The organism is Holdemanella porci, assembly GCF_019052655.1.
In the GTDB taxonomy this organism is placed as follows: Bacteria; Bacillota_I; Bacilli_A; order Erysipelotrichales; family Erysipelotrichaceae; genus Holdemanella; species Holdemanella hominis.
The window spans coordinates 1-11,522 of record NZ_JAHQVB010000064.1 but is presented as its reverse complement, the minus strand read 5'-3'; the positions used below and the strand labels follow the sequence as shown (position 1 = coordinate 11,522).

The 11,522-nt window shown below is 34.7% G+C and carries 13 protein-coding genes and 1 pseudogene; 2 read left to right on the top strand and 12 right to left on the bottom strand.

Annotated elements, in window-relative coordinates; translation table 11 throughout:
* Both KTQ83_RS09920 and KTQ83_RS12580 read left to right on the top strand, forming a co-directional pair.
* Positions 1 to 251, top strand: a pseudogene (locus tag KTQ83_RS09920) (hypothetical protein); the annotation flags it as partial.
* Between the two features lie 124 nt (positions 252 to 375).
* Complete coding sequence (locus KTQ83_RS12580) at positions 376 to 498, top strand: hypothetical protein (RefSeq protein WP_280636090.1); 123 nt, start codon at positions 376 to 378, stop codon at positions 496 to 498.
* 149 nt (positions 499 to 647) lie between these two features.
* On the opposite strand, the gene holA is transcribed toward KTQ83_RS12580, so the two are convergent.
* The 12 genes from holA to KTQ83_RS09860 form a co-directional block, all read right to left on the bottom strand.
* The gene (gene holA / locus KTQ83_RS09915; RefSeq protein ID WP_217256700.1) at positions 648 to 1,589 is read right to left on the bottom strand and encodes a DNA polymerase III subunit delta; all 942 of its coding nucleotides are present in this window, start codon (positions 1,587 to 1,589) and stop codon (positions 648 to 650) included.
* Positions 1,586 to 2,854: a ComEC/Rec2 family competence protein gene (locus KTQ83_RS09910; RefSeq protein ID WP_217256699.1), complete on the bottom strand. Its 1,269-nt coding sequence runs from the start codon at positions 2,852 to 2,854 to the stop codon at positions 1,586 to 1,588. The genes holA and KTQ83_RS09910 overlap by 4 nt, the downstream gene beginning before the upstream one ends.
* A 575-nt stretch (positions 2,855 to 3,429) precedes the next feature.
* Positions 3,430 to 3,804, bottom strand: coding sequence for a ComEA family DNA-binding protein (locus KTQ83_RS09905; RefSeq protein ID WP_117926602.1), 375 nt, complete (start codon positions 3,802 to 3,804; stop codon positions 3,430 to 3,432).
* 143 nt (positions 3,805 to 3,947) lie between these two features.
* Positions 3,948 to 4,436: a transcription elongation factor GreA gene (gene greA / locus KTQ83_RS09900; RefSeq protein ID WP_186998452.1), complete on the bottom strand. Its 489-nt coding sequence runs from the start codon at positions 4,434 to 4,436 to the stop codon at positions 3,948 to 3,950.
* 66 nt (positions 4,437 to 4,502) lie between these two features.
* Positions 4,503 to 5,585, bottom strand: a complete 1,083-nt coding sequence (mltG, locus tag KTQ83_RS09895; RefSeq protein WP_217256698.1) for an endolytic transglycosylase MltG — start codon at positions 5,583 to 5,585, stop codon at positions 4,503 to 4,505.
* Positions 5,575 to 5,832 carry a DUF1292 domain-containing protein gene (locus KTQ83_RS09890; protein ID WP_117573017.1) on the bottom strand — a complete coding sequence of 86 codons (258 nt, stop codon included), beginning with the start codon at positions 5,830 to 5,832 and terminating at the stop codon, positions 5,575 to 5,577. Before KTQ83_RS09890 ends, mltG begins: the two co-directional genes overlap by 11 nt.
* Positions 5,833 to 5,866: 34 nt before the next feature.
* Positions 5,867 to 6,292 carry a Holliday junction resolvase RuvX gene (gene ruvX, locus KTQ83_RS09885; protein WP_117926599.1) on the bottom strand — a complete coding sequence of 142 codons (426 nt, stop codon included), beginning with the start codon at positions 6,290 to 6,292 and terminating at the stop codon, positions 5,867 to 5,869.
* A complete protein-coding gene (locus KTQ83_RS09880; protein ID WP_117573013.1) occupies positions 6,292 to 6,543 on the bottom strand; it encodes an IreB family regulatory phosphoprotein in 252 nt (83 codons plus the stop codon). The genes ruvX and KTQ83_RS09880 overlap by 1 nt, the downstream gene beginning before the upstream one ends.
* Before the next feature lie 79 nt (positions 6,544 to 6,622).
* Complete coding sequence (locus KTQ83_RS09875; RefSeq protein WP_117926598.1) at positions 6,623 to 6,874, bottom strand: hypothetical protein; 252 nt, start codon at positions 6,872 to 6,874, stop codon at positions 6,623 to 6,625.
* A 3-nt stretch (positions 6,875 to 6,877) separates the two neighbouring features.
* Complete coding sequence (locus KTQ83_RS09870; RefSeq protein WP_186998455.1) at positions 6,878 to 8,716, bottom strand: ABC transporter ATP-binding protein; 1,839 nt, start codon at positions 8,714 to 8,716, stop codon at positions 6,878 to 6,880.
* Positions 8,709 to 10,892 carry an ABC transporter ATP-binding protein gene (locus KTQ83_RS09865; protein ID WP_217256697.1) on the bottom strand — a complete coding sequence of 728 codons (2,184 nt, stop codon included), beginning with the start codon at positions 10,890 to 10,892 and terminating at the stop codon, positions 8,709 to 8,711. Before KTQ83_RS09865 ends, KTQ83_RS09870 begins: the two co-directional genes overlap by 8 nt.
* Positions 10,889 to 11,329 carry a MarR family winged helix-turn-helix transcriptional regulator gene (locus KTQ83_RS09860; protein WP_117926595.1) on the bottom strand — a complete coding sequence of 147 codons (441 nt, stop codon included), beginning with the start codon at positions 11,327 to 11,329 and terminating at the stop codon, positions 10,889 to 10,891. Before KTQ83_RS09860 ends, KTQ83_RS09865 begins: the two co-directional genes overlap by 4 nt.
* Between the last annotated feature and the right edge of the window lie 193 nt (positions 11,330 to 11,522).

Below are 11,522 nucleotides of genomic sequence, written 5' to 3'. Positions count from 1 at the left end.
CTAAAATTGATGGAGTAGAACCTAAACATCGTGGAACACCTGCTACAAAAAGAGGCTTGTCTAATCAGCAGATATGCATCATCACTGCAATACAGAGATTCACTCATACAATTGCCAGAACATTAAATTATGGCAAGCCATCATCTCTAGATCTATTAAGATTTGGTGAATGTCTTGAATCAAAATCTTTTGTAATGCTAGATGGTTCTAACAGTTACAACGAACTTTTAGAAAGTGTTAATCAGTCATGAGTCATATGATAAATTCAATCATTTAAATACAGTGAACAGTTTCCACAAATTGATTGAAGAAAGGCTGCAAAAATATAAAGGGGTAGCATCAAAATATATAAATCGATACAATGCTCTTTTTATCATGCAAAGAGAAACGCAAGGAATGGATAACACAGAAAAGCTACAGTATGTACTACTTAGATTGAAAAACATCTATAAGATCACTCGCTTAAAGGATTTGAAAAACGAATGGTTGTTCGCATAAATGATAAAAAGAAGAATTATGGCAAAGTCACCAAATTGCTAGTTAAACCTAACTATTATATATCTTTTTTATTATTCATGTGTATTCTCACCCCCTAAATACCTTCTCATAAAAGCTAACATCACATCCAAAACAAAAAATGAACAAGGCTATCCCTTGTTCATCATTAAGTTTAGACAGAAGTATTCAAAACCATCATCCTTATCAATCTTACCCATTTTCATCTGTTGATCAAAATCCGCAAGTAAAGATAGATTATAAAGTAAGGCTTCACTTGAAAAGCGCATGGCCTTTTGCATATTTAATTTCACGCGATATGGATTGGCCTTTAACTCTTGGGAAATGGTTGCCTGTGCCTTTCCTTCATCCATTAATACGCGTACTTGGAATAGAAAACGGATTTGACTTGCCAAAAGCGCAACGATAGCTACTGGCTGCATATTCAACTTTCTAAAGTTACGGTAGTAGGCTAACAATAAGATCCCATTTTGACTAAAGAAGGCATCAACCATTTTAAAGATGTCATTCATAGGTTCTACAACTAATAGATTTTGTACATCTTCAAGCGTTGGATGTTTTGAATAGATGGAAACCTTTTCAATTTCATTCTGGATGCACATGGGATCTAGTCCCATTCTTCCTGCCATCCAATCTAATGTTTTAAAATCCACCTTTACACCATATTCATTTAGTTTATCTTGTACATAGAACTTTTGTGACTTTTCATCTAAAGCTAGACAGGAATATAATGTAGCACAATTACTGATTTCTTTCACCTTTTTCTTTCTTGTATCCAATTTATCACTTGGACATACTAAGACTAGAATCATGTCTGTGTCTTTTCTTACTAGAAAGGGATCGACTTCATAGTTTGTCGTATTCTTACTTGAAAGAAACGTGCAGTTATTGACAATAATCATCTTGTCATCATCAAAGATCGAATAGGCATCTAAATCTTGTAGAACATTGGATATTTCATCTGTTTGAGCATCATAGATATTTATGTTTTCTTGAATGTGATGTCTTTTTTTAATGGCCTCTAGCTTCATAGAAACCATGCTTTTGTCTTTTCCGTATAAAATATAAATCATGTCCATATTATACCAAACATTCCATCGTTTGTGACAAGAAATGAAAGGTGAAATAAAGAATAGATGGCTATACTTCCACAATCACTCGTACATAATGTATTGATATGCAGGGTTTCTAATGTCTTGAGTGTTTCAATACTTGGATGACCATACTTGTTTTTATAACCTGCGCTAATGAGTGCAATCTTACAATCTAAAGAGTCAAGAAAATCTGAGTCTGAACTCGTATTCGATCCGTGATGCCCTACTTTTACGACATCAGCCTTTAAATCATATGTAGCCATCAATTGTTTTTCAATTTGTTTACTCGCATCCCCCATAAAAAGATAGGTGAAATGATCATAGGTAAAATAGCTGATAATACTTGAATCATTGGTATCTTTAGCTTCTCTTTCACTTAATAATAAATAAAATGGATAGTCTACATTGACCTTATCATTTGAATCTTCTATGACTTGTTTGATTTCAATTTTATCTTTTAAACTCTCATATCCTCCATTATGATCAAAGTCATCATGTGTAAGTATCAATGTATCAATCGTATGAATGTTCTTATTTTCTAGAAAGGGCATAATAATTCTTTCGACATTATCACGATATAGGTTTTGCCCACAATCAATCATCACTACGCTTTTATGGAAGGGTTCTACAATAATGCTGCAGTCGGCTTGACCTATATTTAATGTATAGACTTGAAAGAAAGGATTACAATAGATCTCTAGAAATGGAACGATAAATATACATAGATATTTCCATTGAAAGTGTTTTAAGCATTGTATATAGAAGATGATAAATAGAACTATAAATAGGATTTTAGGTGCATAATGGATGGTAAGGTCTGGTAATTTTAGGTGTATTAAATCATACACTGTAAATCCAAATAAGAAGATCAAACCATATAGTTTTCTAAAGATGTTAAAAAAAAGTAACGAAATAAGATTCACTTTCTTAAAGTAAATAAACATCAATCCAATTAAGATCATCTTTTGTACGATCCATTTGTGTTCTGTACAAAAATAAGATACGAGTTGTAATAAGAGTGGACATAAAAAAGATATGGATAGTACTTGATTTGGATAGATTATGCCGAAACAAAAGATCGTAAAAGCCATTTGATTGGGTTTGGATATGAACAATAGAGTACTCAACTGATACAAAATAAATCTTGTGAATGCAAGTGTAAACACAAAGAAATGGCCAAATAAAACACTGAGGACTAGAAGGATTCTTCGAATACGAGTCTCATCCCACTTTCGCTTTAACATATGTAGAACAATGTAGTATGCGCTCATATAGCCATATCCAAGCATCGTATATATTTCATCTATACTTTCATCGTGTATGCCATAGTATAAGGATAAGACAATGGAAGAATTGGGTTTCAACTTTAAGTAGTTGTAGAGTCTAGACTTGAATGATGTTGATTTGTGGACAATTTCTACAGAGTTCGTCTTAAACCTGATATTCTTATTTTCATTGTATCGAGTAAAACTAAATAGCGTAAAATTATCATCTGTATGAATGGGTTCTATGTGTTTGACTTTAACTTCATCTTGAAAGCTTAGATCTAAATCTGTTTGAATAAGTATTTTAGAACCTCTATTTTTACCTATATAGTATCCTTTCTTTATTTCTGTAATTTTATATGTATCCTGTTGTTGAACTTCTTTTGGATATACAAGGATACAGCTTAATAGGCTAAATAAAAAAAATAAAATCAGGATTCTTTTATTTTTAAACCGATAGTATAGATAGACAAGAAAGAAAAGTGTAAAACAGAGTATACAAAGTATTTCTTTTAAGATCAGACAGGCCAAAAAGCCAAGTGAAAGTATCAACATCATAGGCAGATCTTATCCTTGATCTTATTAAACATGGCTGGACCAATGCCTTTGACATTTTGGATTTGTTCTAAAGATTGAAATGTGTTACTTTTGCGATACTCCATGATTCTTTGGGCAATGGCCGGACCAATACCTGGAAGTGTTTGTAGTTCTTCAAGTGTGGCACTATTAATAGAAATGAGTTTTACATCTTGTTTTTCTGGAATCACCACCACATCTTTATCTTGTAGGATATAGTTAAAACTGATTCTAGACGTATCACTGTTTTCTGATAGGCCTCCGCTCATTTGAATTAAACTTGAAATGGAGCTATTTCGCTTTAAAGTATAAACACCCGGATTTTGAATAGCTCCCTTAATTTCCACTTGCATCAATGTGGGCTTAGCTTCTTGTAAGGTAATGGGTGTATACCGGTTAAAGCAGGTAAAGGTAAAGAAAATGAAGAGACAAAAAAAGAGAAGAGTTCGTTTCATAAATATCACCCTTCTCTTATACGTAATTTTTTGATGTTTTTCTATTTAATTTCAAGAATTTTTACATCATATGGTTCTTCAACACGTCTTACAGTACATACATCTCCAACTTTGTGGTCCATGATGACTTCTGCAAGTGGTGTTGTGTTTGAAAGCTTACCATTGAATGGATCCGCTTCAATTGTACCAACGATATTGAATGTTACTTCTTGGTTATCTGATAAATCTAAGATTTTAACAGTAGATCCCAGTTTTACAACATTCTTTTTCTTTTTATCTTCCGCATTATCGACTTCACTAATGATTTCAGCATTTTTGATCATTGCCTCTAATTCACGAATACGACCTTCGACTTGAGCCTGGTGTTCTCTGGCTGCATCATAGTCGGCGTTTTCAGACAAGTCACCTTGTGCACGAGCTTCCTGCAACTCAACGATAACTTCCTGACGAACTTTATGAACTAGGTTTTCATGTTCATTGACTAAATCATTATAACCTTCTTGGGTAACGTAAAATTTTTCATTTGCCATGTGGTATCACTCCTTGTATTTAGCACAAAAAATTATAACATAATCCTTAAATTATGCAAAACATTGTTACAGATTTAAGCCTAATTTTTCGCAGATTTGTTGGTGTTCTTCATATGTTTTTGAATAATATACTTTTCCATCACCATATATATCGGCCGCAAAAAATAGATAATCTGTTTTTTCTGGATTCAATACGGCTTTAACGGCTTCATCCCCCGGATTTAGAATTGGTCCAATCGGTAAGCCTTCATGTAAGTACGTATTGTATGGTGAATCAATTTCCGGATTGGTTTCACAATCTTTTGGATCGTTGAAATCATCATATAATGCATAACATACCGTTACACTCGATTGAAGTTTCATGTCTTGATCTAAACGATTGTAGAAAACACCGGCAATTGTAGCCATATCACCAGGTTCACTTGCTTCAAATTGAACGACACTTGCCAAGCTAATGATTTGATGGATGGATAAGTCACTTTTATCAAATGACTTTTTATTCTCTTTATACATCACATCAAAACGATCTAACAGAACGCGTGTAATATCATCAAGAGAGTCATCTTTTTCCAAAAAATATGTGTCAGGAAATAAATAGCCTTCTAATTTCACTTTATAGTTGGAATTATTCAAATCATCTACATTTAAGAAAGAATAATCCTTTGCGAGCGTTTGAATATAAGAAATATCATTCCATTGATTTAAAATTTCTTCTGAAGAATACTTTCCATCATATAAATTTGATATTTCAGCCGCAATCTCTTTAGCCCATTTGCCTTCCGGTATTTTTAAGACAAGAGCATCTTTCTTTAGTTTTGTACTATCTTGAATGGTAGACAAAATATCTTTTACGCTCATGCCATTATCCAATTCAAAAGTACCTGCCACAAAGTTTGTGTTGTGACTTGCCTTGGCATAAAGCTTGGCAACACTCGCATTTGCGATCAGATTCTCTTTTTTCAAGTTCTCTAAAACTGAATCAAATGATTCATTGTTTTCAATGGTAAACACTACTTCCTTATCCCCGTTGCCCGTACTTGATAGTCCTGTCTTTACGACAAAAATCGAACCAAGACCGGTGATAATTAAAAGACATACAACAACTAATAGAACAACTCTTACAGAATTGACTTTTCGCCTAGTCGGCATTTTCCTCATCCTCAACAAACGTGTTGATTACTTCTTCTACCATTTCCCATTCGGCTTCGCTTTCAATAGGAATCAACTGACCTTTGTCGTCATAGCGAGATGCGAACACTTCGCCCTCATCATTGTCTGGATCTTGGAAAACCACATATTGGCATCCCGTTTCATCACTGTCAAAAGTGAATAAGATGGTCATCTTTTTTTCATTTCCATCTTCATCATATACATATAAACTATTTGAATCTAACATAAATATACTTTTCCTTTCAAAAATAAAGGAGGATCTAGAATCCCCCGTTTTGTCTGTCCAAAAAACTCTGTAAAATTTGAACGGCAGCCATCTGATCAATTACTTTTTTACGTTTCTTACGAGAAACATCCCCCTGTAGTAAGATTTTTTCGGCCGCAACCGTTGTAAGTCGCTCATCCCATAGATGAACTGTAATACCCGAAGACTCTAATTTCTTGGCAAATTCACAAGATATTTCACCACGAATTCCGATATCTCCATTCATGTGCTTTGGCAAGCCTAAAACTACTTCTTTGACTTTATTTTCTTTTAATAGCTTTAAAACTTCTTCTAAACAAGCATCATAATCATCCGATTCAAAACGCACAGTCGTTAAAGCTCGACACGTAATATGAAGCGCATCACAAATCGATACACCACATGTTTTTGAACCAAGATCTAAACCAATGATACGATCCATTATTTCTCTAAATACGCGCGTACAAGTTCTTCAATGATTTCATAACGTTCAATCTTTTGAATCAAGTTACGAGCATTCTTGTGAGAAGAAATATACGCAGGGTCGTTACTGATCAAATAACCAGCAATCTGATTTTCTGAATTATAACCACGTTCTTCCAAAGCATCACTTACTTCACGAAGAATCATCTTGATATTTTCACGACGAATCTCTTCCGTAGTAAATGTCATTGTTTCGGTAATGTCTTTCATAATTTCACACTCCTTAACACGTTTTTATTATATATGAATCCAATTCAAAAAGAAAGCGATTTAATAGAAAAATGGGGTGTTATACACCCCAGATACAATACAGACAATCACTTTTTTGCTGAATATCCTCTAAGATAAAGATCCATTTAGCACAAGATGTAAGATTTTGTTCTCGATTCTTTACTTCAATAATAGTCTCAATGGACATCTGCAGCATTCTTCTTTCAAAATCTTCGTACGATTTATTTTGTACGTCTAATCCAAACATTTCATACATCATTGAAAATTCATTATCTTTTACTACATTCAAATCCACTATGATCTTACGCATAGCTTAAGCCTCTTCAAATTGCGCATTATATAACTTCGTATAGAAGCCATTACGCTTCATCAATTCATCATGGCTTCCCACTTCCACAATGTCACCATGATCCATAACGATAATATTATCCGCATCACGAATCGTAGATAGGCGGTGCGCAATCACAAAGCTTGTACGCCCCTTCATCAACTCATCCATTCCCTTTTGAATCAAGACTTCTGTACGTGTATCCACACTGCTTGTCGCCTCATCCAAAATCAAGATTTTAGGATCTGCCAAGAAGGCACGGGCAATCGTTAATAATTGTCGTTGTCCTTGACTAATATTACTAGAAGCTTCATTTAGTACGGTATCATAACCATAATCTAATGTACGAATAAAGTGATCGACATGCGCAGCTTTAGCAGCTTTCATGACCTCTTCATCGGTTGCGTTGGGTCTGCCAAATCGTAAGTTTTCTAAAATGCTTCCCTCAAACAGCCAAGCATCCTGTAATACCATACCCACCATATTACGTAAACCGCTTCTTGTATAGTCTGTAATATTATGGCCATCAATATAAATAGTGCCTGCATTTAATTCATAAAAACGCATCAATAATTTTACAATCGTTGTTTTACCTGCACCTGTAGGACCTACAATAGCGATTGTTTGGCCTGGCTTGACATACATAGAAAAATCGTTGATGATAATCTTACTTGGATCATATCCAAAACATACATTCTCAAAAATTACTTGGCCTTGCACTTCTTCGAATACAACTGGATTTTGTACTTCAGCAACTTCTTCTTCACTCGCCAAGAATTCAAAGACACGTTCTGCAGCTGCTGCCGTACTCTGTAACATATTCATAGATTGTGAGATTTGTGAGATTGGTTGCGTAAAGTTACGTGTATACGTAATAAACGATTGAATATCTCCCACGGCAATTTCACCATGAACCGTTAAATAACCGCCTAGAATACATACGCCGACATAGCCAATATTTCCAATTAAATTTGTTAATGGCATCATTAAACCAGACAAGAATTGGGATTTCCATGCGCTTGTATACAATTGATTATTATAGTCTTTAAACGATTTTAAAGACTCTTCTTCCCCATTAAAAGCTTTCACAATTGTATGTGCTGCATACATCTCTTCAATATGTCCATTGACTAAGCCTAATGATTTTTGTTGTGCCTTAAAGTAACGTTGACTCTTTTTCACAACTACCATCACTAGAATCATACTGAGTGGAATCACAACAAGAGCCATTAATGTCATTTTCCAAGAAATACTTAACATCATCACTAGAAAGCCAATAATTTGTACAATGCTCGATACCATCGTGGATAAAGATTGGTTTAAAGATTGAACTAGAGTATCTACATCATTGGTAAAGCGAGATAGAATGTCTCCATGACTATTTTTATCAAAGTAAGATAGTGGAAGTTTATCAATCTTTTGATTCATTTCCTTACGAAGCTGATATCCCATTTTATTGGAAACGCCACTCATCAACCAGCCTTGAATATACGAGAAGGCCGTACTCATGGCATAGATAGCTAATAATAAGGCACACGTCTTTTTGATCGCATCAAAATCAATGCCACCCTTGCCTTGTACTTTATTCATAAAGCCTTCGGCTATTTCTGTAATAATATTTCCTTGAATCTTAGGTCCAATGACCATAATACATACAGAGACAACGGCACAAAGAATTCCAATTAGAAAAGTAAATTTAAAAGGTTTGATATAATTGAACAACTTCTTCATTGTACCTTTGAAATCTTTTGCCTTTTCGCCGCCACCACGCATACCATGGCCCATTGGTCCTCTTGGACGATTGCTTTGTTTCTGATTAGACATTGGCAAGTTCCTCCTTTGTCAACTGGCTCGATGCAATTTGTTGATACACATCACAAGATTCCATCAATTCAGCATGTGTTCCTTTTCCAACCATTTTCCCTTCATCCAGTACAATGATTTGATCGGCATGTAAAATACTTGAAATACGTTGGGCTACAAGGAGTACCGTACTCTTCGTTTCTTTACAAGACTTCGCCAAAGCTTCTCTAAGTTTGGCATCCGTTTTAAAGTCTAATGCACTAAAGCTATCATCAAAAATATAGATTTCAGGCTTACGCACAATGGCACGTGCAATCGATAGTCTTTGTCTTTGTCCTCCCGATACGTTTGTGCCACCCTGACTGATTTCACAGTGGATGCCTTCTGGTTTTTTTGAAACAAACTCCGTACTTTGAGAAATCGATAAAGCAGACTCAATGTCTTTTGCATTGGCATCTTTCTTTGAATATAATAAGTTGGATTCAATATCTCCTGATAGTAACATACCTTTTTGTGGAACATAGCCAATGCGACTTCTTAAATCCTCTTGTTTGACATCTCGAATATCAACACCATCCACACAAATAGATCCACTTGTCACATCATAGAATCTTGGTACTAAGTTGATCAATGTCGACTTACCAGATCCTGTACTTCCAATAAAGGCAGTCGTTTCTCCTGGTTTTGTTTCAAAGTTAATATTGCTTAAAACATCTTCATCAGCTCCTGGATATCGAAAAGATACGTTTTTAAAGGATACAACACCTCGCATATTAGATGAGAAATCTTTCGTATTCTCTTTATCTTTTACTGTAATATCACTACTTAATACTTCATGAATACGTAAAGCACTGACATTGGCACGAGGAAGCATAATCGCAACCATGGTGATCATTAAGAAGGCCATAATAACTTGCATCGCATACTGCATAAAGGCCATGATACTACCAACTTGAATGATGCCGGCATCGACTTGTTTGGATCCAAACCATAGAATCATAAGTGTGGTACCGTTCATTAAAAACATCATGATCGGCATCATAAATGCCATAACTCGTGTTGTAAATAAAGAAATAGAAGTAATATCTTTATTGGCTTGATCAAATTTAGCTTCTTCAATCTTTTCATTATTAAAGGCACGAATCACTAACATTCCATCTAACAATTCTCGTACAACGCTATTCATCTTATCGATCATTTTCTGCATGATCTTAAATTTTGGCATGACAATCATAAAAATCACAAATACAACGCTTAAAATGATCACTACACATAAAGCTAGAATCCAAGTCATATTCGCTCCAGATTCAATGACGTGTAGAATGGCTCCAACACCAATAATAGGTGCATACATGACAATTCTTAAAAACATTGCCACCGTCATTTGTAGTTGTTGAATATCATTTGTGGTACGTGTAATCAAACTGGATGTACTAAAAGTATTTAGATTCTCATTGGAAAAATACGTCACTTTTTCAAATACGGCTTCACGCAAATCTTTAGAAAAGCCTGCCGCAATACGACTCGCCAAGAATCCGACTAATATCGCACATACAGCACTGCCTAGGGCATAACCTAACATCTTAAGTCCTGAAAAGATAATATAGTCTTGTTGAATCTTTTCCATATCCATACCTAGATCACTATATTCCTTCTTTAAAAATTGTGAGCTCATGCTTGTTACTGTCGAATCTCCGAGTTTAGAAATCTCGGATTTTGCCACTTTTCTATATGTATCTATACCATTCATTATCAGTAGTTGAGGAATTTGTACATTGCTTTCTTTAGCATCCTTACTCACTTCTACCATTGTCATTTGAAGTAGGGTCAAAGTGGAAGAAAGCTTCTCTTCCTTTTCTTCACTAAGATCTTTTAATAGATATACATTCTCTGTTTTCAAGCCTGGAATTCTCGTTTTCTCTTCCTTAGTTGCCTTACTTGGAGTAACTAGCTTATAAGAAGATGTCATTAAATCTTTTTCTGAATCGGTTGCGAACATTACATACGAATTGAATGTACTTTCACGAACCTGTTCATAGACACCACTTTCAATACCTCCATTTTGAATGCCTGTATTGACAATATTTTGCATATAATCCGGCATTGTTAGTTCACAGGTTGCCTGTCCAAACAATAAACCAAGTGTAAGGCCAATGGATAGCCAATATGGTTTTAAATATTTCATAATCTTTGTCATTCTTTATTTTCCTCCATATAATAAGCTGTCTTTTTTAAAATATCTCTTAAATGCGCACAGTCAGATGTCCCCAGATAATCTAAATATGAATAAACATTAGCCATATGGGAGTTCATACGCTTTTGAAACATGTCGATTGCCTCTGGAACAATTTGAATATAGACCGTTCTACGATCTGTATTCGAATGCACCCTTTGAAGCAGACCCTTCTTTTCAAATCCAGCAATCATCTGTGATACTGCAGCTGGAGAAACACCGAGAACATTTGCCACTTCACTCATTGTGATCTGATGATTCTCTGCTTTATAAATCGTTTTAAACAACATCACATCTTTGATTCTTGGCCCATCTTTGCAATGACGGTTATTTCGAACATAGTTCGTGACTTTATATGTTAGATCAAACAATAAATCTAGTACTTCATCTTGAACTTCCATACGAACCTCCAATTTATTTAAGTTACTTAACTATATATCTACTTAACTATTTAGTCAATAAAAAAGTTAGAAATCCTTCACCGACCAAAGTTGCGATTTCTACCCGTCCTCTTAGACAATATTATGACACTGAAAATCACCAACGACTTCAACCTGATTTTGAATAAAGATGATTATCAAGCTTTTGTTAATG